Here is a 22,965-nt window from a genome sequence, read left to right on the forward strand (position 1 = left end):
GGTCACCTCACCTCCAGACTCAACAGATCGTCGACCGTTTCGCGGCGCAGGATCAACCGGGACTGTCCCTCGCGCACGGCTACCACGGCGGGACGGCCCACCATGTTGTAACGGCTCGACAGTGAATAGCAGTAGGCGCCGGTCGCGGCCACCGCGACCAGATCGCCGGGCCGGATGTCATCGGGCACCCAGGTATCACGCACGATGATATCGCCGCTCTCGCAATGCTTTCCGACGAGGCGGGCCTGCGCGGCGGGGGCGTCGGACAGGCGCGAAACCAACCGTACGTCGTACTGCGCGTCGTAGAGCGCGGTGCGGATGTTGTCGCTCATACCGCCGTCGACGCTGACGTAGCGCCGGTTCGCAGTCGAGCTGACATCGACATCCTTGACGGTGCCCACCTCATACAGCGTGATCGTGCCCGGCCCGGCGATGGCACGGCCGGGTTCGACCACCAGCCTGGGTGTGGGCAACCCGACGGCAGCCGACTCGTTGCCCACGATCACGCTCAGCTTGGCCGCCAGATCGGCGATCGGCGGTGGATCGTCGGACGGCTGGTACGAAATGCCAAGGCCGCCACCGAGGTCTATGGTGGACACCTGCGAGGTCTTGTCGACCCCGAATTCGGCGACGATTTCCCGCAGCAGGCCGATCACCCGGTGTGCGGCGATCTCGAAGCCCGCGACGTCGAAGATCTGCGACCCGATGTGGCTGTGCAAACCGACCATTCGCAGGTGGTCGGTGGCGAAGACCCGCCGGACCGCGGCCATCGCCGCACCACTGGCCACCGACAACCCGAACTTCTGGTCTTCGTGTGCGGTGGAGATGAATTCGTGGGTGTGCGCCTCCACACCGACGGTGAGGCGCACCAGCACGTCCTGCACGATGCCCGCCTCGCCGGCGATGGCGTCGAGTCGCTCGATCTCGGTCATCGAATCCAACACGATGTGGCCGACACCGGATTTCACCGCGGTAGTCAGTTCGGCCACCGATTTGTTGTTGCCGTGCAACGTGATTCGCTCGGGCGGGAAGTTAGCGTGCAGGGCTACGGCCAGTTCTCCGCCCGTGCACACGTCCAGACACAGGCCCTCTTCGCCGATCCAGCGGGCGATCTCGCTGCACAGGAACGCTTTGGCGGCGTAGTGCACGTTGGCTCCGCCGCCGAAGGCCGCGGCGGTCTCGCGGCAGCGCGATCGGAAATCGTCCTCGTCGACGACGAACAGCGGCGTGCCGTACTGCTGAGCCAGGTCGGTGACCGTCACCCCGGCTATCGCGGCCACCCCGCTCTCATCACGAGAGGTACTGCGCGGCCACACGTTCGGCGCCAACCGCAACAGCTCTTCGGCAGACTGCGGACGGGGCGGGCTGCCGGCTTGCCGGGCGTCCTCGGCGTGCCGGGGTCCGGCGGGATGAACGTTCACATTCTCTCCGGGGCGCTGACTCCGAGGATGGCCAATCCGTTGGCGATGACCTGGCGAGCGGCCTGGCACAGCGCGAGCCGGGCCGTGTTCAAGTCGGTTGGTTGTTCGTCACCCTGCGGCAGGATCCGGCAGGCGTCGTAGAAGCGGTGGTAGTCACCGGCGAGGTCTTCGAGGTAGCGGCACACACGGTGCGGTTCCCGCAGGGAGGCTGCAGTTTTCAGCACCCGCGGGAATTCGCCGATGGTGCGCAGCAGCGTGCCCTCTTTGTCGTGGCTGAGCAGCTCGAGATGCCCGGTGTCGGCGATCAGGCCGAGCTCGGCGGCATTCCGCGCCAGCGCCGAAAGCCGAGCGTGCGCGTATTGCACGTAATAGACCGGGTTTTCGTTGGACGCCGACGACCACAATGCCAGGTCGATGTCGATGGGAGTGTCCACCGACGAACGGATCAGACTGTAACGCGCGGCGTCGACCCCCAGGGCCTCGACCAGGTCGTCCAAGGTGATCACGGTGCCCGCCCGCTTGCTCATCTTCACCGGCTGGCCGTCGCGAACCAGGTTGACCATCTGCCCGATCAGCACCTCGACGGTGGCCGGGTCCTCACCGAACGCCGCGGCGGCGGCCTTGAGCCGGGCGATGTAACCGTGGTGGTCGGCACCGAGCATGTAGATGCACAGGTCGAAGCCACGCTCCCGCTTGTCCAGGTAATAGGCCAGGTCACCGGCCACGTAGGCGGGCTTGCCGTCACTCTTGATCACAACGCGGTCTTTATCGTCGCCAAAGGCACTGCTGCGCAACCACGTTGCGCCGTCCTTCTCGTAGATGCTGCCGGTGTCGCGCAGTTTCTCGACGGCCTCGTCGACGCGGCCGCTGGTGTGCATCGAGTCTTCATGCGTGTAGACGTCGAAGTCGGTGCCGAATTCGTGCAGCGACTCTTTGATGTGGGCGAACATCAGGTCCACCCCGATCTCGCGGAACGTCTCGCGCCGCTGCGCCTCGGGCAGGCTGAGGGCATCCGGTTGTTTCTGCAGCACCTGGGCGGCGATATCGACGATGTAGGTGCCCGCGTAGCCGTCCGCGGGAGTGGGCTGCCCGGTGGCGGCAGCCACCAGGGAGTCGGCGAAGCGGTCGATCTGTGCGCCGTGGTCGTTGAAGTAGTACTCGCGGACCACCTCGGCGCCCTGGGTGGCGAGCAACCGACCCAATGCATCACCGACGGCTGCCCAGCGGGTGCCACCGATGTGGATGGGGCCGGTGGGGTTGGCCGAGACGAACTCCAGGTTGATCTTCTGCCCGGTGAGCACGTCGGAGTGCCCGAACCCGGCCCCGGCGTCGGTCACGTCGTTGATGATCTTGGCCTGCGCAGAAGTCTCCAGGCGCATGTTGATGAAGCCGGGGCCGGCCACCTCGGCGGCGGCGATGCCGTCGGCCCGGACCAGCGCGTCCGCAAGCCATCCGGCCAGCTCACGCGGATTGGCGCCGACCTTCTTGCCCAGCTGCAGCGCCAGGTTGGAAGCGTAGTCGCCGTGCTCTGGGTTACGCGGTCGTTCCACGGTGACCGTCTGCGGCAACACCGACACGTCGAGATCATGCTCGGCCAGCACCGCGGTGGCGGTGATTCTGAGCAGCTCAGCGAGGTCGGCGGGGGTCACGAGCGTCCATCCTATTGGCTCGGGCGCGTTCGCCTCGAATCCATTACCGGTGGTCGGGCGGTCACCGGGATGCGCTAGTCTGGCGGGGCTTGTTTATGCCCTATGGCGCACATGGTGTTATGCGCCCCCGTAGCTCAGGGGATAGAGCGTCTGCCTCCGGAGCAGAAGGCCGCAGGTTCGAATCCTGCCGGGGGCACCCACGTTCTCGCAGGTCAGCACCAATTTTGCAAGTCTGTGAACAATCGCGTGCATCTTCCGTGCATTTTTGCTACCACAGGCCAGAGCGAGTCAGGCTACGACGCATTATCAGTATCTTGGCTGTCATCGGCTGGCACCGAGCCATCGACCGGCGAGAAATGTTTCAACAACATGACAGCAACAGTCAGGCGAAAGAAACTCAATAACTGGAACGATTCGCGGACATCCGCGCACCACGCATTGCGTTAACCGAGTTGATTGAATAGGCCGCGCACCTTCGCGTCCTCCGATTCAAAACGAGCCCTCATCGTCTCGACCAGGTCGCCCGACGATTCAATAGCGTCACCGGCTCGTATGCTCTCCAAGTCCTCAGCGCTTGGTTCGAAATTTTCACCATACTTCGACGCCACCGATTCTTCGAACGCTTCGAAGCTTCGGTCAAAGTAGCCGTCGTTAAAGTAAGTGCTGGCGGCAGACTGGGCATCTTCGACCCATGCCCGCGCCGTGTCTGCGTCCTCCGCGTTTTCAAGTATTGCTTCAAACTCAGCATCAAGCCACGACTCGAACGATTCCGCGACCGTTGATTCCTCAACGCTAGACCACACAACATCGCCAATCCAATCGCGGAACTCGAAAACGTCATTCCATTCTGTGTGGTCCGCAACAGCCTTGCTCCAAGCAAGATATAAGAGCTTACAACTCTCAACCTGCTCGCCCGCGGTAGGCTCACTCACGTAGCGCATCAACATTTCTGCAAGATGGGAAGCTGCAGTACCACCGATATCACCCGGCGCTTTTAGACAACCAGAAAGCAAAAGTGTCTTCTCCGCGATCCAGTCAGCCAATCCAAGTTTATGAACAGCGTCGATTCTTGATAGTGCATAAAGAATATCAGCCGATTGGTTCCTTACAGTCTCAGGGTCTGTTAGCCAAACGTTCCTGAGATGCTCTGGGACATGGGTGGCTCCGACAGCTTGAACCTTGGCGCGAAGCGAAGGGTATTTAGCCTCCGAGCCGCTCGATGTTGAATTAGCGTATTGAAGTAGCTGAGTGAGTTGCGCCGAATCAGTCGTGTGAAGCAAAACATCGAGGTAGTAATCCGGTTCTGAATCGAGAAATGACAGTACAAAATCACGACAACTCGGATTGTGAAACGAAACCACTGTATCGGAGTCGGGATTGTCCGCCACTATAGTTATCCAGCTGCCCTCAAGCTGATTCAACGCCCGTGTGTAGTCAAGCGGCCCAGCATCCCGTATCGCCGCGGCGCGAAGCCGATTCGCGGCAGCACCACGAGGCGGAAAGGCAGCAAGATGCATGAGCAGGAGTCGCGCAGGCTCTGTCAATGCTTCACGAAAACTGTTGCCCCACAAGTCAATTGGGTGGTCAAGAACATGCAAGATACGATTAACCAAGTCCTGTGCCGACTGGCCGGCTACCTGTTGCGCGATGGATAGTTCTATCAGTCGCGGAGTGAAATTCGGATGTTTAATTACTTTCCAATAGAGGGCTTTATCCACAAATTCTCGAATGATTTCGCGCTGCATGTCGCTGAAGTAAAGGTGGTTGTACAGTATCCTCGCTCTTTGAATTTGTGTATATTCAGTAACTTCGAGGACGCATTCGCGCGCATGCAAGTCGGCGCGTTTCACGGCTTCGTCGATTGCTTCCGCTTCGTTCAAAACATGTGTACGGGTAGTTACGACCAGGTTTTTCGTTCCCTGGCTCCTGCGCACACTGTTGATAAGCCGCCCGACCGTTGTGCCACTGTCATTGCTGAGGCGCTCGCGAATATCCGTTTGGCCGAAAACGTCGTCGAAGTAGAAAAACTGCTTGACATCATTATCCCATACACTCCAAGCTTCGTCGATTTTATGTGACGGCAGTTCTACGATTTGCCACTTAGACTCCCATCTCCAAAGTGATAGCATGTCGGCCAACATGCTTTTGCCGACGCCGGGAGCGCCGGTGATAACGCATACATTTGACTCAATCAGCATCTCGCGTGCCGCCGCGAAGCTCGATGAGGCCACGTACAGTCGTACCCGATCCTGAATTTCCTCCATTAACGCTTCGCTGCGCCGCCATATATTGCTTTCAATAATTTTCTTTAGAACCGACGCGGAAGCCATCCACAGCTTGAAGTGATTCTGCTCAATCGCAGGATATTGACCAAGTAGTTGATTAATATCTTTTTGAGCGAGCACTTCTTGGATATCAGTAATATGCGGGTCTAGCAGCTTTTGCAGATCTTGCTTTTGTCCAACTGTCAGGTCTTGCGTTGTGACGAATAGATACCTGCCAGGTTTCAATAGATCCATCTTTTTCTTTTCGGCTTTCGCCGCTTTCTTTAGATCGCTGAACGTAGACCCCCGGTAGTGCTTGCACTGAACGACGGTTGTCTGTCCGTCCTGATGAGCCCGCAGATCGACACCTCCGTCGGGACCGGTCGCAAACGCTTGCAGTTCTACGCCGAGGCGCTCCCGGAGAAGATCTCGAGCAAGAAGCTCGAAATCGGTCGGCGACAGAGTGTGAAAGTCGTACTCAGGCACTGATACCCCCACGCGCAATGACGGTTGAGGGACTGACATCGTCCCCACTAACTGGTACCAGACGGATCGGCCTTCGGATAGAAAGTGGGTTCGGCATCGCTGGGCAGAGGCAGTCGCATAGTGTCGTAGCGCGTGGGTATTCCCGACTTCCAGACAATGATGCGTCCCGTTCTCATTGCCGTTGAGGGTGACGAGCCGAAATCTCAAGCACAGGTCCGCGAATGTGTGGCTGAAGCCCTCGCGGTGTCCGACGAAGACAGATTGGTGATGCTTGCCAGCGGCAAACAGTCCAAGTTCGACAACAGGGTCGCGTGGGCGATTACACACATGTCGCAAGCGAAGTTGCTTGACCGTCCGCAGCGCGGGCGGTACGTGCTATCAAAGCGCGGCAGGTCCGTGTTGCAAGCGCATCCCGACCGAGTCGACATGGCGGTCCTGGCCAAGTTCCCCGAGTACGTCGACTTCAGGAACCGAAAGAAGGTCAAGCAGTCGGAAGTTGCGGTCGACATCGCCACCGACGAGGTATCGCCGAGCGAGGCCGTCAACGCGATTATTGAAGAGTCTTACGAGACGCTTGCCGCCGAGCTACTGGATCGTATTTTGGCGCAGCCGCCTCTGTTTCTGGAGAAGTTGTCACTAAAGCTCCTGCAGGCGATGGGCTACGGCGGACGAGAATCCCTGACGGAACACACAGGAAAACCTGGCGACAGCGGCTTAGACGGCATCGTTCGCCAGGACGCGCTCGGGCTCGACCTAGTCGGCGTACAGGCGAAGCGCTACGACAAGCTAAACACAGTAGGTAGACCTGAAATTCAGGCGTTCGTTGGCGCACTCCAAGGTGCGCAAACGAGCCGTGGAGTATTCGTGACAACGGGCAGGTTCTCGGCGGGCGCGATGCAGTTCGCGGAGAGCGTTGGCATGCGGTTACGTCTCATCGACGGCATGGAACTGTCCCGTCTTATGGTGCAATACAACGTGGGAGTTCAAATCCGTGAAACCTTCGACTTGAAACAGATTGACGAAGAGACTTTCGACGAGTAAGCGGGCAGCAGGCCCTTGTGCGACCGCCCTCCTGAAACCGGCGCTCTTCGAGAAGCGAACAATAGATGACGCTTGACGCGGCACTACGCCGCGTGACGGACAGCATGGAACCGCGATATTGAGTCATCCGACTCAGTTCCGCTGACGCCCGGTTGCTCAGCAGGGAGACCGCCGACCACCGCGGAGTTCGCGCTCAGTAAGAACGACGGCCAGGAGCGGGCCTGGCAGATGGCTCGTCGGTTTCGTCCACTTCGACGACCCAGCCCGACCGAATCCATTGCTGCGCGACCGCGTCGGGGACGCCGGCTACTTCACCTGGCCCGTAGACGGTACTTCCGTAGCAAACCTGAAATGGTTGCTGCACTTCAACAGTCATCGCGTTGCACCTTCCCTACGATGTTGGCAGGTTCGAAATGGACAACACCGCTGCGGGCCGCTCGACGCACAGCTCCAAGCGTTCCTCGCAAATCCACCGTTGCAAGTTCCTGACAAAGTCGTCGTTGCTTGTCCCGGTGCGCAGTGAGATGGCTTCGCGGACGACGACGAATCCGAACTTGTTGGTGTCGAGCAGCAGTCCCTTGCCTGCCGTGCATTGCGTCGTTGGCAGTATTTCGACTCCCCATAGCGAATTAGCTTCGTCGCGGGTTGGATCGGCCGTCGCTAGGAAGCGGCCTCGCGTATCCTTGGTGCGGCGCAGCGCAGACCACGTATTGGGATGCAGCACCAGTAGATTCGCCTCCGCAAGCGCCGCACCGGATCGCAGCACAGCAATCGACTTTTCGATACTGTCCAGCGCTGTCACGTTGGTGCCGGTGTCGGTGCTGGCGTCGTGAGTGAGAATTCCGCTGGTCGAAAAGAAACCGTGAAGGTGGCCGGTCGTTCCCGCACCGGAGAGCAGCTCGGCGTTCTCGACGTTGATAACTTGTCGAGTAATCTCCCCCAGCGAATACTCGCTGAAGTTCGACCAATCCTGCATCGTCTCCCACGACAGCGCGAAGTGAGCCGCGATCTTCTGCGGGGTCGCCGTCTGAGGTGCCGTATTGAACACCAGCTCCGGCTTTACCGCACCTTCGGAGACAATCGCCGGTGCGCCCGTCGTGCTCTGGTGAACGATGTACTCCAGGCTCGGCCCATCGATGGCTTGCGTTGGCAATTTGTCAAGCAAGCGATTCTCGTAGCTCGGACCGACGACCGTGGACAGCGGGTTCTCGGGCCTCTGCGGGCATTTCAGGCTGTCCTACGGGCCGCCTGAAGCCTGCGACTCGGCTTGCCGACGCCGCGGGTCGGCGGGCAACGGAACGGTGACCGCGCTCACTGACATTCCCCACTGACGCTCATCGAAATTCCCCACCCGTGTGGCTCCGCCGAGAAGGGCGGGCCTCCCTCGAAGCTGCTGGTGTCTGACGCCAGTTGCTCCATCGAAGGAGGCCCGCTTTCTCATGCTCACATGGGAGGACGATGTGGAAGTACATGCCCTACGCATGCGTGGTTGGACGATCTCGGCGATCGCCCGCCACACCGGCTTTGATCGCAAGACGGTCCGCAAGTATCTGGCCGGCGGCGGCACGCCCGGGGTGCGTGCCCGGCCCGGCCCTGATCCGTTCGACCCGTTCGTCGACTACGTCACCGCGAGGCTGACCGAGGACCCACACCTGTGGGCCCGCACCCTGTTCGACGAGTTGGAGGACCTGGGGTTCGGGCTGTCGTATCAGAGCCTGACCCGCAACATCCGCGCCCGGGATCTGCGCCCGGTCTGTGAGGCGTGCCGGACCGCCACACAGCGCCCGAACGCGGTGATCCCACACGCTCCCGGCGACGAAACTCAATGGGACTGGCTGGAATTGCCCGATCCGCCGGCATCGTGGGGCTGGGGCAAGACCGCGCACCTGCTGGTCGGCTCACTTTCGCATTCCGGGAAGTGGCGCGGCTATCTGGCACCGAGCGAGGATCAGCCACACCTGGTCGCCGGTCTGGACCGCGTCACCCGCGGCCTGGGCGGGCTGACCAGGGTGTGGCGCTTCGACCGGATGGCTACGGTGTGTGACCCCGGCTCGGGACGGGTGACCGCGTCGTTCGCCGGGGTGGCCAAGCACTACGGCGTGGCGGTGGCGATCTGCCCGGCACGGCGCGGCAACCGCAAGGGCGTGGTGGAGAAGGTCAATCACACCGCCGCGCAACGCTGGTGGCGCACCCTGGCCGACGAAGCCACCCCTGAGCAGGCCCAGGCCAGCGTGGATCGCTTCGCCCGGGTGCGGGGTGACACCCGGCTGCGGGCCACCGCCGACGGCCGGTCCTCGGTCGCCGTGGTCGCCACAACCGAGCCCCTGCAACCGGTGCCGGCACAGGCGTATCCGGTGATCGTGGCCGAAGCCCGCACCGCCTCACGCCAAGCGATGGTGTCCTACCGCGGCAACCGCTACTCAGTGCCTCCGGAACTGGCCGCCGCCAACGTCGTGGTGTCCCATCCGGTCGGGGGCCAGTTCTGCGATATCGCCACCATGAGCGGGATCGTGATCGCCCGCCACCGGATGGCCGCCGACGGGCTCGGGGTGATGGTGCGCGACAGCGGTCATGTCATCGCCCTGGACGCTGCGGCGATGGCCACCGCAGCCACCGGGCGCCCGCACCGCCGCAAGGAACGCATCCCACCCGGACCGGCCGCCAAAGCCGCTGCCGCACACCTACTGCGGCTCAAGAATGCGCCCAGCACTTCTAGTGACTCTCCCACTCCGTCAACTGATTCCACCGTGATCGACCTGTCCGCTTACGAGCGGGCCGCCCAGAACAGGACCATCCAATGACCCCCACTCCACGTACCATCAAGACCACCACCACGGCCGAGGAATCGCCATCGGCGGCGGCGAGCCGTTATCAGCAGCTGCGCTCGCACCTGGCCGAACTCAAACTGACCGCGGCCGCCGAAGCACTCCCCGCGGTGCTCGACCAGGCCACCGCCGAAGGGCTGTCGCTGACCGTCGCGTTGGAGCGACTGCTGGCCGTGGAAGTCGAGGCCTCCACCGCCCGACGGTTGGCGGGCCGGTTGCGGTTCGCCTGCCTGCCCACCCCGGCCACCCTCGATGACTTCGACGTCGACTCCGCCGCCGGGATCGACCGCACGCTCATCGACGAGCTGGGCACCTGCCGCTACCTGGAATCGGCGACCAATATCCTGCTCATCGGACCACCCGGCACCGGAAAGACGCACTGTGAGTCTTTAGGGCGGACTCAATAGAGTCTCGGCGCCGCCGGTGGAAGGGTCGGTGTCGGTGACCGCGACTGACCCCAAAGACTCATTGGCCGCACCTCACGCGGGTAGTGCCCTTGCGTTGGATTTGTCGTCGCCGGTGACCGGCACCGGCCTGGCCCACCACGACTGGCCTGATCAGAAGCCTGGCCGACCCCATGCCGGGTCGTGCCTCATCACAGTCTTGCCGCACGGTGATCCCATCCAGGCCGGCGCCGACCTGATGCACCCCAACGATTGGAGAACACCGTGACACCCATGCTGACAGACAAGGTCGATTTCGTCATCGGCGTCGACACCCACCGCGACTCCCACACCGCGGCGATCGTCACCGCCGCCGGAGGATTGGTCGAGCGGGTAACCGTGGCCACCGACGCATTCGGATTCCGCAAGCTCGACACCTTTGCCGCCAAACATGCGACAGGGCGGCGAGTCTGGGCCATCGAGGGCACCGGCAGCTTCGGCGCTGGTCTCACCACACACTTGCTCGAACGCGGCGAATGGGTCGTCGAGATAGATCGCCCCGCACGCCCTGCACGACGTGACGGCGCCAAGTCCGACGACCTCGACGCCGTCCGAGCCGCACGCGAAGCTTTGACTCGCGAGCACCTGGCCGCGCCGCGCGCTCGCGGCGACCGAGAAGCCATGCGAGTGCTACTTACCGCGCGAGAGGGCGCAATACTGGCCCGTACCAAAGCTATTGGGCAACTCAAGGCCATGATCGTCAACGCCCCCCAATCGCTGCGTGATCAACTACGACGCGGAACGACCGACGAACAACTCAACCGCTGCGCACGGCTGCGTACCCTGCCGTCACACTCAGTCGAACACCGCGCCACTGTCCGCGCGATTCGCGCCACCGCCCGGCGTGCTCTCATGCTCGAAGCTGAAGCCGCAGAACACGAAACCGAGCTCGAACTCCTCGTCAATGCCGCCTGCCCCCAGCTGCTCGACCGGCCCGGCATCGGTGTCATCACTGCCACGCAGTTCTTGATCTCCTGGTCACATCGCGATCGCATCCGCAGCGAGGCGGCTTTCGCGGCCCTGGCTGGTGCTGCACCAATCCCGGCCAGCAGCGGCGCCACCGTACGCCACCGGCTCAACCGCGCCGGTGACCGCCAACTCAACCGCGCACTGCACACCGTTGCACTGACGCGCTTGCGATTCGAGCCTACGACAAAGGCCTACGCCGCCCGACGCACTGCAGAAGGCAAGACGCCCCGAGAAATCAAACGCTGCCTCAAACGCGCTATCGCCCGCGAGGTCTACCGGATCATGCAGACCGACGCCGCATCAATTACCACGGTCAAACAGGCTGCTTGACAGACATAGAAGCATCCTCTCGGTCGGATTGGCAAGGGCCGCAGCGTATGCCGGCTATCGGACCTACTTCACCACCGCCGCCGATCTGGCCGCCCGCTGTCATCGCGCCGCGATCGAGGGGCGCTGGGCGACCACCATGCGGTTCTTCGCCGGTCCGACGCTGCTGGTGATCGACGAACTGGGGTACTTACCGTTGCCCGCCGAGGCCGCATCAGCATTGTTTCAGGTTGTCTCCCAACGGTATTTAAAGACCAGCATCGTGATCACCACCAACCGGGGCGTGGGAGCCTGGGGAGAGATCCTCGGCGACACCACAGTCGCCGCCGCCATGCTCGACCGCCTGCTGCACCGCTCCGTAGTCATCAACCTCGACGGTCAGTCCTACCGGCTACGCGATCACCACGCCGCCGCGGAAACCCTGCGCCGAACAACCACCGGCACCCGCCAACAACTACACTGACCGCTGCTCACAGGTGAGGAATTTCGGCAAGCACAGCCGGGGATTTCCGATGAGCGCGGTCAACCCGCCGCTCCAAGCCCTGAATGCGGCGTCGACGCCGCCGGCGACGCCGCTTGGCCGGGCGGGTCACATCGGTCCTAGGGTCGTAGATCGCCTGATAGATCGACTCCGTACATAGGTGGCGCTCGGGCTGCTCAGGGAACCGAAATCGCAGTTCGTGGCTGACTTGTTCCGGACTCCACCGCTTGCCCAATAGCTCGGCGACGACACCATGAAGAGTGACATCACCGGCCACGCGCCGCGCACGCCAGGACCGGAACTGTCGCTCGGTGCTCACCCGGTGAGCGGTGGCGGCCAGGTAACGGCCGTGGTCATCAGCGTTGCGGCGCAGCTCCCGCGACACCGTCGAGGCAGCCCTACCCAGCTCCCCAGCGATGCCACGAACGCCCACGCCCGCGCGGTGCAGGTCAGCGATCGTCGTGCGCTCGGCCAACGACAGATAACGAGGGTGCGCCGCCTTCGGCGCAGTTAATCTCACCGGCGGATAGTGCACCGCCTGACCAGCCGTATTGAGGATTATGCGCCCGTAGCGCCAGCGTGTCCCCGTCCTGCGGTTGACCCCCACCATCCGGCACGCCTCAGAATTACTCACCCCCCGAGTGATCAGCCGCGCGAACCACTCCTGCTTCTCCACCCGCATTCCGCCACGCCGAGTCACAAGAACTCCTCCCACCACAACCTCTAAACAACTCCGGTGTTGCGACGATTACTAGAATCCGCCTCACCACCCCGGGGCCAAAATTCGTGAAGAACGACAGCCAAAGTGGGGCCAAGTCAGGTGACCACACTCAGACGCGTCGCGTAGTGCACATCAGCGGCATGGCAGCCATACAAATGGCAAATGAGGCAAACCGTCCCAGCGCCGCATTGCCGCCGAGAACGCTCGGGACGTGAGTCGGTGGTTGGGTCACGCCAAGATCAGCACGACCATGGACATCTACGCGGCGGTGCTCAAGACCGAGATCTGCGCAAATTTAGCCCCGCTACCCGACCGGTGCCGCTTCCAGCGGACATTCGTAGTGCCTCTACAGCGGAAGGCGCAGTAGCGGCCCTCAGTCGTCTGGGTCGGGATCATCTTGGATGACCCCTAGATCCCTCATGAAATCTTCGTTCCCTCTTGCAGCCTCTTGGTATCCCTGTTCCCGTCGGCGACGCTCTTCATCGCCAGTAGCCGCATAGACCCAAACCCCTTTGTCGTCGCGGCTGTAGCTCTGGAGCGTGTCCGCAATCTCATACAATGCCTTCTCGACCGTTTTGCCTTTGTTCTCTGTGATCCATGTTGTGTTCCAGAACATCTTGACGTCCAACGAAATTGGATTGCGGAAGCTGGGTTTGTCCGGATCCATCTTGTCGTCAAACTCCACGTGGCCGACAAACTGGTCTTGCAGCGCTCCTTTATGCTTTGCTCTCCGTGCGGCGGAATCCCACACTGTCCGCCACTCTTGGCCAGGAGCTAGCACCGCAATGCTTTCGGGTACGTAGAGATTCTTAACCTCCTCACCGGTGTGCAGGTTCGTGTATGGCGCTACCTGTAACGGCGGGATTTTCAACCGAATGTTGTAGGCCGTCGTCTGTCCAAAGTTCTTGATTACCAGATCCATATAGCGCCGTACTTCGTGGCGGTCGACGTACACAACGACATCTGGTTGTGCAATGCGTTCACGGGTTAGACGAGCTTGGTGTACTTGGCCACGGGCGTAGATTAAGGCCCAACTTGCGACTACGACTGTTGCGATTTGGCTTACAGCAGATACCGCCGCCCAATTCTGTGCGGCAGTCATGCCGATACCTTGTCGGTCCGCACCGGTTGGCTGCTGTCTACGCGCCGCCATTGGTAGCCGGCCTCATCCTCGTAATCAATCGTAATGCGTAACTTCAAATTTGGGTCGGTGGTCGCGTAGGCCATCAGAGCGCTCTGGTTGGGGCCAAGTGTCCGTTGCCACTCCGTAACGAAGTGACCAACCATGGCTTCTTGCATCGCCTGTTTCGCAGCTGGCGCAAGTTGGTTCGTTAGTTGTTGAGCTGCGGCGTGCGGAATCATGCGGCCCATGCCGGACTGCTGAAAAGCACCCTGTAGTGATCCAGACATCGCAGCTCGAATTGCCTTCTCGAAAGCTTGGTCGGCTGGCATGGTGTTGTTGGACTGCTTGCAACCATTCGGCACGATGTTGCCGTTGGTATCTACAGCACTCACGTCAACGGTCAGGATCGTTGCTGCCGAGTTGCTTACATTTTCGATTTTGACCGTCCACCAGGTATTGCCAAACATCGGTGTACGCAGACAACTAGGGACGATTTTTCGCGCCTGCGCTGCGACGCGTTCTGTCTCTGCCCGATTAAGCGCGTCCATTTGCGCTTCGTGCCGCTGGCGCTCCTCGGCGGCTTTCTTGGGTTCCCGACGAACGGCTACGTAGAGCGCAATCAGCACACCGACCGTGGTTGAAATTGCGCCGACCGCCTGCGCGATCGAAAGCCAAATGGGTGGGTTGCTCATGGTGACCTCCGGTGTCGAGACGCACCCTAGCCCCCAGGTACGACACTCTCCGGCGGAGAAATGCCGCCAGCGCTAAACGGCTCCCGGCACGTAGCCGTTAGTAGTTCTCGGGGATGGTTACGCCGTTGCACATCGGGTTGTCGTGATAGCGGACAGAGCCGAACGCCTTCTTGACCAGATCGCTCGCTTGGTTGTAGGTCATGTTCGGGTTCTGCTGCACGAGGAATAGAGCGTAATTGTCGTTCGGGTTGTAGGGATTGACGCCCGCAGCCATCACGGCCAGGCAGACCTGTCTTTGAACGTCATCAGCGCTTGCCGCAGGCGCAAGCCCTACCGCGAGACCTGCCGCCACTGCCGCCGCGATCAGCTTCTTGCCCATCTGTCGCCCCCTGTCTGCTCTACCCACAGTTGTGCAGGTGGTCACAGCATGTCAATGGCCCTTCGTCGCGAGCGACCTGGTGGCTCACCTGAAGCGCAAGTAGTCGTCTGCTCGGCAGCTTCGGACCCGGCGCACCCTTACGCTCGCTTTATTCACATCCGATTCCATTGCCGTCTCGGTCCAGGCCGTAGATGTCCCTGCCGATCACCCTCACAGGACCCTTGACGAAGGCCGGACCATTGCCGCTACCACCCGCGCAGTCAACATCACTCGCGATCGGGACACAGGCGCCCGAGTAGTTAGGGTCACATCGCGAGCCGCCCGGATCGGCGCTTGCTGTCGGCGCGAAGGCGAGCACCATGACGAAGCTGGCTACCAGCACTAATGACTTCCGCACGGTCGCAGATCGTATTCCGTTCCGTGCCGCCGGGTGGCCGTTTCTACAAAACACCACTGCCCACATCCAAGCCTCCCATGGCGCGCACCCCAGCGCAGGCCCAGTAGAGACGGACGACCATTTGTGAGAGCGATGGATCCCGCCGCAAGAATCGAAACGCAGCGTGCGCCACCAGACGCGTCGCGTAGTGCACATCAGCGGCATGGCAGCCATACAAATGGCAAATGAGGCAAACCGTCCCAGCGCCGCATTGCCGCCGCTTCGCCAGCTGGAATCGAAGCACGGGCGGCGCCGCCGGCCTTAAGCCGCAGGTAGCAAACCTGCGGTGCTCAAACGCGCCACATAGGCAAATGGTGCCCCTAGGCCGCCAGTTACCCATCCGCTACCTATGCGTCACCAAGCTATCGGGTTGAGGTCGTGGGCCCTATTGACGTCGTTGTTGTAGACAAGTGATGACTCCGCGGTAGCACGGTCCAGGGTTGTATGAGCCAGTGTCGGTAGTGAATTGGGCTTGATGTGCTTGATGAACTGTCGCCACAGCCGACAACCTCCTGACCAAATTCCACGGGCATGTCGTTTAGGTCAAGCTTTGATACGCCGTCGACCGCCGTAAGCCGTTGTCCCACAGTGCGATCCTGCACATGCATTATGTGAGTGTTGAGGGGACGTACCCAGTCACCAGGAAAACGTTGCGAGGCAATTGACTGAATCCCATACAGTGCGTTCATCCGGCCACGATTGGACCCATGGCCCGTGAAGAACTCAAGCAGCGCACGGGCATGCAGTGCGGCCGAGTCCATCGCGTAGATCTGAATGTACAACCCATCAATTCCGCGATTGATCGTCTTCTGCAACTGCCACTCAGCAGCCGCACAGAGGAGCCAGCGGAGATCGTTGTACAGGTGAATCTCTAAATAGTCACTTGCATTCGATTTGCTCAAAAGGCTGCCTCCTGCCTGACATAGCCATAGATGGGTGCGTCAAAGTCCTGCTTGCAGTCGCTGAGCTGCGACCGCCTCCAGCCGGTGCGAGATCATGTCACTGTCACGGAGCTTATCTGCGCCTATCGACTCGTCGGTGTACCAGTAGAGCAGACGGTTGTTATTGGGATGCGTCTGCTGTGCCATATCACGAGCTTGATCAATTGTCAGGAGCCACACCGCATCTCGCGATAGATCTACCAAGGCGAGCCACTGGGCAGGGCAGGCGTCAGGAAACCGAAAGCCGAGCAGCAGTTTGCCTTTGCCGCCAGCACGGTCCGACGCGGCCTTGGTCTTCACCTGAATGGTCGCGGCCGTCGTCGTGCCGGGCACATACATCACCAAGTCAATACCGGAGTCTGTGGTTAGACGTGCGCTGTCGATGCCAAGCTTGAGCAGCTTGTACTGCACTAGCAGCTCCCCAGCCGCTCCAATAGCAAGGGTTGCGAGCTTCGCGCTATCGGTCGTCACGAGGCCTCCGGCTCATATGAATCAGGGTTGGCCATGTGTGTGCATGTGGGGTCTGGACCTTTCGCGGTGGCCGCCTGTAGCTCTGCCAGTGCGTTCGCGCTCAGGTTCGCGGCGACGATAGCGTCCCTACCGTCTTGGCTGTGCTGGTAGCGCAGAGCCGCCTCCACTATCTTGTGCCCGAGACGCGCCATGTTCTCGGTCAGCGTCGCCACCTGAGCATTCTTGCTGCCGGCAAAGCGCCGTAGATCATGGGCCGAAAGATCATCTCTGCCTATGTCCTTCGCAGCCTTCTTGAACACGTCCTTGTTGAACACCCGATCACCGAGATGACAGCCGCCGCGCGCAGGCGTGAACAGTAGAGCCTCATCACTTTTGCCCACGTAGGCCTTGAGGTGGGCCTTCACGTCGTCGCGGATATGCGGAGGGATAGTGACCGTACGTTCCTCGCCGTTCTTCGTCGTGTCGATGCGGCACCGCGAGCCCTTATCACCGTTGGCATCCATGCGGTGTGTGACCGCTCGCGCCACGGTTAGCACGCTGCAGTCGCTGTTGAAGTCTTTGCGCCGAAGCTCCGACACCTCACCGAAACGCAGGCCGCACCAACCAGCTAGCAGCACTAGGGCCTTGAAGCGAGAATTGCCGTCGTCGGCTCCCAGCTTGTCCGCGATGGCGTGCAGCTCGACTGTGGAAGGGATACGTACCTTCTTCTTCGGCTTCGGGTTCATCGCGCCGACGATTTGGCACGGGTTGCGATCTAATAGGCCGTCCTTGACCGCCGTATTGCAGATCATGTTAAGGATGCCGTAGGCGTGACCGTTGCGCGTGGCCAGCTTCGCGTCCAGGCCGGAATACCAGCCCCTCACCGCCGTGGTTGTCAGGTCCCGTCCTGCCAGGCTGCCCAGTTTCGGTTCAATCAACTGGCACCACTTGGCTTCGTACTCGATACGGGTTCGCGGCTTCAATAGCCGCTGGTCAATGACCGTCTTGCCGTACTCACTCAACGTCAGATGCTTGGCTCTCTTTTCCACAGCGCGCTCGCTGGGAGCCTTCCACGTCTCCCCCGTGGCCAGGCAATGATCGCGGTAGTCACGTTCTCGAGCCAGCCACCGTTCAGCGTTCATCTTGGCCGCGAAAACTGTTGGCGCGTAGTGCCGTCGTTGGTCGGGTCCGATGTAACTCGCCTGGTAGCTAGGGGTTTTGGTGCGTTGCTTCTTGATGTTGCCCCATGCTCGGTGCCCTTTGGTTCCGCTCATCAGTGCCCCAGCCGTCTCGCCGCCTCCGCCAACTCATCCGCGGTGAATAGCTCTCGGAACTCTGGCATCAGCGCCGTGTACTCCGTGGTGAGGTCAGGCCGACGGTGCAGATGTGCCAGTGTGACAAATCCGTAGGCGGGCGGGCCTGGGCGCAAAACATGCTTGGCCGCCCCCACGGCCCCTCGCTCCCTGACCATAAGTAGATACCGAGTGGGGTTATATCCCAGCCGCTTGCCCTCCTCAATTCCGGCCAGCGTTACCTCCTGGAAGCGCTGCGCCACGCTTTCGTCGGGGTTCATGATCGGTACCTCCCGCAAATTCCCTGCGGATCTGGCAAGCTGACCAGCGGGATTGCTGGACCTACCTATCCGCTACCTATGCAGAACCAATTTAGCCGACGCGACTTGAGGCGAAAATCCGAAATACTTTGTCGTTGAGCTATTTTCGCAAGTCAGAATATACGGGATCCCGTCACGGTGCCGCATTTTCGAATCCTGCCGGGGGCACCCTCTGACCAGCACCGTCACCGATGGGCGAATGCCCACCGTGCGGCGCCGGCAAGGCGACTACAAGCACCAGGGGTAACACCGGTTACTCGGCGGAGGGTTCTCGCCGTCCCACACCCACGGCCCGGGTGGTCCGGGAATGCTGCTCGGCACATTGCCCTTGCCGTAGTCGACGAAGTAAAACGTGTGACAGATGCTCATGTCCCACACCATGTCTCGCCCGGGTCCCGGCGGGAACGACATGCTCTCTCCCGGGCACCAGTGATATGGGCCCTGGTTGTCGGCGCGGGCACTCTGCGCGCTCGGACCGATGGCACTCGAAACCAAAGCCGCCGTTGCCAACGCTGCGATGCATAGTTTCTTCATGGTGGTCCCTTCCGCGTGATCCGGACGCCACTGGGTCCGTCGGAAGCCCAGTACACATCCAGGGGCCCGCTACCGATCCCAACTATCGCGATAGTCAGTCCCGCGGCCCATCAAGCACGGAAAACCACTGGTCAGGCGAAATCGATTGCCTTTCAGCATATTTCGGACGGCACCGGCATCCCAGCCACCCAGCTGTGGTACCACCGGGCGCCCGGGTGGCCGACCCGAACACCGCCCGAGCGGTCAGGGCATCTCGGCAACCACTCGACCGACCACGTTGCCGAGTCTGAGTCGCTCGATGGCCTCGGGAATGTCGTCGAAGGTGATCGTTTCGGTGTGGATTTCAAGCTCCCCGGCGGCCATGTGCGCGAGAACCGCTTCGAGAGCCCCGGTATGACCGCCTCGTGCTCCCCGCAGGGTCACCTCTTTGATCACCAGTTCCGAGGTCGGAATCGTTGCTTCGTTCCGTCCGAGACCCACTTGGATCACGCGCCCCTGCACCCGAACCGCGCCGATTGCGCCGGCCGTGGTGGTCCCGAATCCGGCGAAATCCACGATCGCGTCGAGTTGCAGAGAGGCCAATTCGCGGACGTCCTCAGCGACATCGAGGACGCCCTGCCGTTTGGCGAGTTCCCACACCTCGCGTTTGGGTTCGGCCGCATACACCTGCGCTCCGGCCAACACGGCGATCCGCGCACCGGTAAGACCCAGCCCGCCCAACCCGACGATGCCGACCTTCTCACCGGCGCGCACGGCGCCGACACCCAGCACCGCGCCGTACGCGGTCTGGCCCGCATCGGTGGCGGTAGCCGCCTGGGTGAACTCGATCCGGTCGGGCAGTCTGATCAATGCCTCCGCCGAGGTGAGGCATTTGTCGGCGAAGCCCCCGTCGCTTGACCAACCCGGCGCGCCGGCCTTGCCCAACTCGACCACTACGCGGTCCCCGACATGAAAGTCCGCGACACCGGGACCCACCGCCCCCACCACTCCGGCCACCTCATGGCCCAAAATGATCGGCAACCTGGGCAGCAGCGGGGTCAACGTTCCGTCCAGAAATCCCACATCGCTATGACAGAGGCCCGCGGCACGGACCTCGACGACGACCTGCCCGGGTCCCGGTACCGGGTCGTCACAGTCCACCAGCTGCAGGGGCTCGTTGGCGGCGACTAGTTGCCAAGCTCTCATCGCATTCTCCCGATTCGACGCCGCCAACTATGCCCGAGTGGGACCCCCGTGCGAAGCACCAACCATCGCCTATCCGCGATCTATCCGGGCGTCGTGCAACACTGCCGACACACCTGACACCGCTACCCTGTCGCGCAGCAGCCAGGGTCGGCCGCGTTGCCTAGGAGTCCGGTATGAGTCGCCGAAACACACTATGGCAGCGATGTTTTCGGTTCTAGTGTTCTTGGTGTCCGGGGGGACCCGCGAGCTAAGGCACACCATGAAAATCACAGCAGTCAGCGCGGCGATCGTTATTTTCTCTGGCCTCGGAATCTGTGCGGCTACACCGGCCTGGGCGGAGGACCCGACCACGAACGGGACATTTCTCTATCACGACGAAGACGGCGACACCGGCAGGTGGACAATCACGACCAACTGCGCGCCAGATTGCGTCGCCCACGTGACAACGGCAACCGGACGAGAGTTCGATGCCGCACTGATCGACGGCCGCTACACCAGCACCCGCACCATCGCCGACGCCGTGACCTGTCCGGGATTCACCGCCGGGGACTACGGTCGATGGATCCCCGCCAGCACGCATCCGATCACCGTCACCCAATGGTGGGATCCGCAAACACTGGTCGGTGAGGTGGACTTCTACGACCACTCCGGTCCGTGCGGGCTTGCCGACCACCATGACCGCTTTACCCTCACCAGAATCCGGTAACACTGCGCTGCGGTCAGCGGGTACGACAGGCCGCGCTCTCGTCAGATTGGGTACTCAATACCACTGTCCCGCAATGTAATTCACGACCTTGCGGAGCGCCCATCTCGCCGGCCAGAGATCGACGCCGTCCACCTGATCGGCAAGCGAGCAGGACTTGAGGGGCTCGGGCAGGCTGCTGGTAGCGTGACCCGAAGGCGCAATGCGACGCTTGTCGGTGAAAGCCTCGCCAGGAGGACCACGATGAAGACATCGGCCGCGACTCACGTGTTGCAAGTGGGCGTTCTGGCCACTGTCCTCGGCCTCACGTTCACTACCGGCGGTTCCGGAACTGCCGGCGCCGACCCCGCCAACACCAGCCCGTTCGACATCGTGAACAACACCAACGTCGAACTCGTGTTCTGGGACTACAGCAGTACAGCGAAATACCCGGCGTCAGGCCCCAATCACAACGATCACGCCAAGCCCGGACAGAAGTTCCACTTCACCCTGCTCCAGATGGAGGGCAGCCGGTCGGACAAGCGGAGCAAGGGCCGCACCACGATCGTGGCCAACTTCCACTACGACACCAACGGCGTTGACAGCCCGGCCGGCACAGCGACCATGGACATCGCGTTCGACGCGGGCGGCAACGATGTGTGGACAAGCTCGGTGACCTGCTGGGCGAGTCGGGACCGATCCTGCGGTCCGCGGCCGCCGCAACCGGGCAACCAGTTGTTCCCGGGCAATGTCGTCACCTTCACCGGCTGACCATCGCGGGCGCTTGCATCAACGAGCACGTCGGCCGACGCCGGCCTCTGTGACACCTCACCGGATGCACCATTCGCGGCATAGTTGCAGCGGGCGAACCTATCAGCACGGCATGATGGCGATATGGCCTTGCGGCAACGCGACGACGACGTCGCGGGACAGCGCCCCTCGCGGCGCGCGGTGCTGCGGTGGGTCGCGGCGGCCGGGGCCGTCGCCGGAGCCATGCTCTACTCCAACTGGGTGCTGGAGACTGTTTTCACCCGCACGCTGCCCGACCCCGATCTCTACATCAGTGAACTGGCGGCCGCCGACCAGCCCTACGGCGAATGGTTCCGGGCCGGCGATCTGTGCGCCGCAGCCGCACTCGTCGTGGCAGCCACCGCTGCCCTGCTGAGCCGGCCCGGCAGCCGCTGGAGCATCAAGGGGTGGTTGGCGGTGGTGGTTTTCTCCGCGGCCACGGTGCTGGATAACACCATCTGGACGCTGGTGTGCGCCCCGAGTTCCAACCCCACCTGCGCCGCTCGCGAGGCCTCAGGAACGGTGCCCATCGGCCACCAACTGCATTGGCTGAGTAGTGGCGTGGTGCTCGCCGCGGCGATTGGCTCGCTTCTGGCCTTCGCCATCGCCGACGTGCGCGAGGGTGCTGCACCGAAGGTCCGTCGCTTGGGACTGTTCATGCTGGGGGCGCTCACCGGGACAGCACTTCTGACGGGTCTGGCGATGCTCCTGGACAACGCCGACCACGTAGGCGTCATCGGCATTGCCCAGCGCGCCGAGCTGACGGCTTTCGCCGGCTGGTTGATCTACGTCGCTCTGCGCACCGCTCGCAGCCGACCCGAACGCGCAGAGTAACTGCACACAACCGCACGCGCCGGCCATTTTCGCGCTGGATGAGTTGAAATCGGCACGGCCGGGAGTCACGCCGTGGCGACCGCCCGACATTTTCCCCTGAAGATTCCCGAACAGGTGCCTTGGGCAGCGTTTTTGCTGATACACTTCGGCGATATTGTCCGATGGCAACTAATTCTAGGTAGGTAGGTGGCGACTTGAGGCTCGACTTGCGGCTTGCCGCACTTGCGTTAACATTCGCCGCTTGCTGTAGCACCGGAACACCGCTCGCCCGGGCCGAAGGACCCGCGATGGACGGCACCTACCGCTACCTGGATGAAGACGGTGACGTCGGCACCTGGTCGATCAGGACCACGTGCACCCCGCAGTGCGTCGCTCACGTGACAACAGAGCCGGGCCATGGCTTCAACGCTCCACTGATCAACGGCCGGCACACAGTGACCCGGATGATTCCGGACGGCGTGACATGCCCCTCCTACTACCTGGGAGACAACGGCTCCCTCTGGGACGGCGGCACGCATCCGGTCACCGTTCATCAATGGTGGGACCCGCGCACGATGTCCGGAGAGGCGCATTTCCTGGAGAGCGCGGCTCCGTGCAACCTTCCCGACCTGCACGACACGTTCACCCTCACCCGTATCGGATAACGATCATCGGCGCCGACCGGCGGACACGGCATGATGT

Annotated in this window: 17 protein-coding genes, 1 tRNA gene and 3 pseudogenes; 10 read left to right on the forward strand and 11 right to left on the reverse strand. The window is 61.9% G+C overall.

Translation table 11 applies throughout. The features are described from left to right. Positions 1-2 precede the first annotated feature (2 nt). Together lysA and argS are read right to left on the reverse strand one after the other, a co-directional pair. Positions 3-1,337 (reverse strand): diaminopimelate decarboxylase, encoded by a 1,335-nt coding sequence (lysA, locus tag ACZYZ9_RS12785; protein ID WP_463826804.1) that lies wholly within the window; start codon positions 1,335-1,337, stop codon positions 3-5. Between the two features lie 80 nt (positions 1,338-1,417). Next, positions 1,418-3,070 (reverse strand): arginine--tRNA ligase, encoded by a 1,653-nt coding sequence (gene argS, locus ACZYZ9_RS12790; protein ID WP_463826629.1) that lies wholly within the window; start codon positions 3,068-3,070, stop codon positions 1,418-1,420. Between the two features lie 123 nt (positions 3,071-3,193). Here argS and ACZYZ9_RS12795 point away from each other — a divergent pair. Then, positions 3,194-3,266 (forward strand) — tRNA-Arg (locus ACZYZ9_RS12795). A 247-nt stretch (positions 3,267-3,513) separates the two neighbouring features. Here ACZYZ9_RS12795 and ACZYZ9_RS12800 read toward each other — a convergent pair. After that, a complete protein-coding gene (locus tag ACZYZ9_RS12800) occupies positions 3,514-5,820 on the reverse strand; it encodes an nSTAND3 domain-containing NTPase (protein WP_463826630.1) in 2,307 nt (768 codons plus the stop codon). A gap of 132 nt (positions 5,821-5,952) precedes the next feature. On the opposite strand from ACZYZ9_RS12800, the gene ACZYZ9_RS12805 reads away from it, so the two are divergent. Beyond that, positions 5,953-6,861, forward strand: a complete 909-nt coding sequence (locus ACZYZ9_RS12805; RefSeq protein WP_463826631.1) for a restriction endonuclease — start codon at positions 5,953-5,955, stop codon at positions 6,859-6,861. A gap of 391 nt (positions 6,862-7,252) precedes the next feature. On the opposite strand, the gene ACZYZ9_RS12810 is transcribed toward ACZYZ9_RS12805, so the two are convergent. Then, positions 7,253-8,026, reverse strand: a complete 774-nt coding sequence (locus ACZYZ9_RS12810) for a phage major capsid protein (protein WP_463826632.1) — start codon at positions 8,024-8,026, stop codon at positions 7,253-7,255. A 274-nt stretch (positions 8,027-8,300) separates the two neighbouring features. On the opposite strand from ACZYZ9_RS12810, the gene ACZYZ9_RS12815 reads away from it, so the two are divergent. The 4 genes and pseudogenes from ACZYZ9_RS12815 to ACZYZ9_RS12830 all read left to right on the forward strand — a co-directional run. Next, the gene (locus ACZYZ9_RS12815) at positions 8,301-9,662 is read left to right on the forward strand and encodes an IS21/IS408/IS1162 family transposase (protein ID WP_463826633.1); all 1,362 of its coding nucleotides are present in this window, start codon (positions 8,301-8,303) and stop codon (positions 9,660-9,662) included. Then, positions 9,659-10,066: pseudogene (locus ACZYZ9_RS12820) on the forward strand (ATP-binding protein); the annotation flags it as partial. The gene ACZYZ9_RS12815 and the pseudogene ACZYZ9_RS12820, both read left to right, overlap by 4 nt. A 297-nt stretch (positions 10,067-10,363) precedes the next feature. After that, on the forward strand, positions 10,364-11,428 hold the full coding sequence (locus ACZYZ9_RS12825) for an IS110 family RNA-guided transposase (RefSeq protein ID WP_463826634.1): 1,065 nt from the start codon (positions 10,364-10,366) through the stop codon (positions 11,426-11,428). 16 nt (positions 11,429-11,444) lie between these two features. Further along, a pseudogene (locus tag ACZYZ9_RS12830) lies at positions 11,445-11,888 on the forward strand (ATP-binding protein); the annotation flags it as partial. A gap of 64 nt (positions 11,889-11,952) precedes the next feature. Here the strand turns inward: ACZYZ9_RS12830 and ACZYZ9_RS12835 are convergent. The 7 genes and pseudogenes from ACZYZ9_RS12835 to ACZYZ9_RS12865 all read right to left on the reverse strand — a co-directional run. Beyond that, positions 11,953-12,588: pseudogene (locus tag ACZYZ9_RS12835) on the reverse strand (transposase); the annotation flags it as partial. Between the two features lie 412 nt (positions 12,589-13,000). Then, on the reverse strand, positions 13,001-13,729 hold the full coding sequence (locus tag ACZYZ9_RS12840; RefSeq protein WP_463826635.1) for a hypothetical protein: 729 nt from the start codon (positions 13,727-13,729) through the stop codon (positions 13,001-13,003). Beyond that, a complete protein-coding gene (locus tag ACZYZ9_RS12845; RefSeq protein ID WP_463826636.1) occupies positions 13,726-14,442 on the reverse strand; it encodes a hypothetical protein in 717 nt (238 codons plus the stop codon). The genes ACZYZ9_RS12840 and ACZYZ9_RS12845 overlap by 4 nt, the downstream gene beginning before the upstream one ends. Positions 14,443-14,539: 97 nt before the next feature. After that, positions 14,540-14,821 carry a hypothetical protein gene (locus tag ACZYZ9_RS12850; protein ID WP_463826637.1) on the reverse strand — a complete coding sequence of 94 codons (282 nt, stop codon included), beginning with the start codon at positions 14,819-14,821 and terminating at the stop codon, positions 14,540-14,542. A 1,377-nt stretch (positions 14,822-16,198) separates the two neighbouring features. Continuing rightward, positions 16,199-16,609 carry a hypothetical protein gene (locus tag ACZYZ9_RS12855; protein ID WP_463826638.1) on the reverse strand — a complete coding sequence of 137 codons (411 nt, stop codon included), beginning with the start codon at positions 16,607-16,609 and terminating at the stop codon, positions 16,199-16,201. A 56-nt stretch (positions 16,610-16,665) separates the two neighbouring features. After that, positions 16,666-17,922 (reverse strand): tyrosine-type recombinase/integrase, encoded by a 1,257-nt coding sequence (locus tag ACZYZ9_RS12860; RefSeq protein ID WP_463826639.1) that lies wholly within the window; start codon positions 17,920-17,922, stop codon positions 16,666-16,668. Between the two features lie 1,115 nt (positions 17,923-19,037). Then, positions 19,038-19,979 carry an alcohol dehydrogenase catalytic domain-containing protein gene (locus tag ACZYZ9_RS12865; protein WP_463826640.1) on the reverse strand — a complete coding sequence of 314 codons (942 nt, stop codon included), beginning with the start codon at positions 19,977-19,979 and terminating at the stop codon, positions 19,038-19,040. Positions 19,980-20,418: 439 nt separating this feature from the next. Between ACZYZ9_RS12865 and ACZYZ9_RS12870 the strand changes: the two genes are divergently transcribed. The 4 genes from ACZYZ9_RS12870 to ACZYZ9_RS12885 all read left to right on the forward strand — a co-directional run bounded on the left by ACZYZ9_RS12870 (position 20,419) and on the right by ACZYZ9_RS12885 (position 22,928). Continuing rightward, positions 20,419-20,685 carry a hypothetical protein gene (locus ACZYZ9_RS12870; protein WP_463826641.1) on the forward strand — a complete coding sequence of 89 codons (267 nt, stop codon included), beginning with the start codon at positions 20,419-20,421 and terminating at the stop codon, positions 20,683-20,685. A gap of 240 nt (positions 20,686-20,925) precedes the next feature. Next, positions 20,926-21,432, forward strand: a complete 507-nt coding sequence (locus tag ACZYZ9_RS12875; RefSeq protein ID WP_463826642.1) for a hypothetical protein — start codon at positions 20,926-20,928, stop codon at positions 21,430-21,432. Positions 21,433-21,555: 123 nt separating this feature from the next. Beyond that, the gene (locus ACZYZ9_RS12880) at positions 21,556-22,284 is read left to right on the forward strand and encodes a DUF998 domain-containing protein (RefSeq protein ID WP_463826643.1); all 729 of its coding nucleotides are present in this window, start codon (positions 21,556-21,558) and stop codon (positions 22,282-22,284) included. 287 nt (positions 22,285-22,571) lie between these two features. After that, positions 22,572-22,928: a hypothetical protein gene (locus ACZYZ9_RS12885; protein WP_463826644.1), complete on the forward strand. Its 357-nt coding sequence runs from the start codon at positions 22,572-22,574 to the stop codon at positions 22,926-22,928. The last annotated feature ends 37 nt before the right edge of the window (positions 22,929-22,965 follow it).

Source organism: Mycobacterium sp. IDUB_28 (assembly GCF_055419285.1).

Bases quoted from the DNA above. Each gene is read 5' to 3' on its own strand.
- ACZYZ9_RS12865 (WP_463826640.1), bottom strand. From the start codon at position 19,979: ATGAGAGCTTGGCAACTAGTCGCCGCCAACGAGCCCCTGCAGCTGGTG.
- ACZYZ9_RS12875 (WP_463826642.1), top strand. From the start codon at position 20,926: ATGAAGACATCGGCCGCGACTCACGTGTTGCAAGTGGGCGTTCTGGCC.
- ACZYZ9_RS12850 (WP_463826637.1), bottom strand. From the start codon at position 14,821: ATGGGCAAGAAGCTGATCGCGGCGGCAGTGGCGGCAGGTCTCGCGGTA.
- ACZYZ9_RS12845 (WP_463826636.1), bottom strand. From the start codon at position 14,442: ATGAGCAACCCACCCATTTGGCTTTCGATCGCGCAGGCGGTCGGCGCA.
- ACZYZ9_RS12825 (WP_463826634.1), top strand. From the start codon at position 10,364: ATGCTGACAGACAAGGTCGATTTCGTCATCGGCGTCGACACCCACCGC.
- ACZYZ9_RS12885 (WP_463826644.1), top strand. From the start codon at position 22,572: ATGGACGGCACCTACCGCTACCTGGATGAAGACGGTGACGTCGGCACC.
- ACZYZ9_RS12840 (WP_463826635.1), bottom strand. From the start codon at position 13,729: ATGACTGCCGCACAGAATTGGGCGGCGGTATCTGCTGTAAGCCAAATC.
- ACZYZ9_RS12815 (WP_463826633.1), top strand. From the start codon at position 8,301: ATGCTCACATGGGAGGACGATGTGGAAGTACATGCCCTACGCATGCGT.
- ACZYZ9_RS12860 (WP_463826639.1), bottom strand. From the start codon at position 17,922: ATGAGCGGAACCAAAGGGCACCGAGCATGGGGCAACATCAAGAAGCAA.
- ACZYZ9_RS12880 (WP_463826643.1), top strand. From the start codon at position 21,556: ATGGCCTTGCGGCAACGCGACGACGACGTCGCGGGACAGCGCCCCTCG.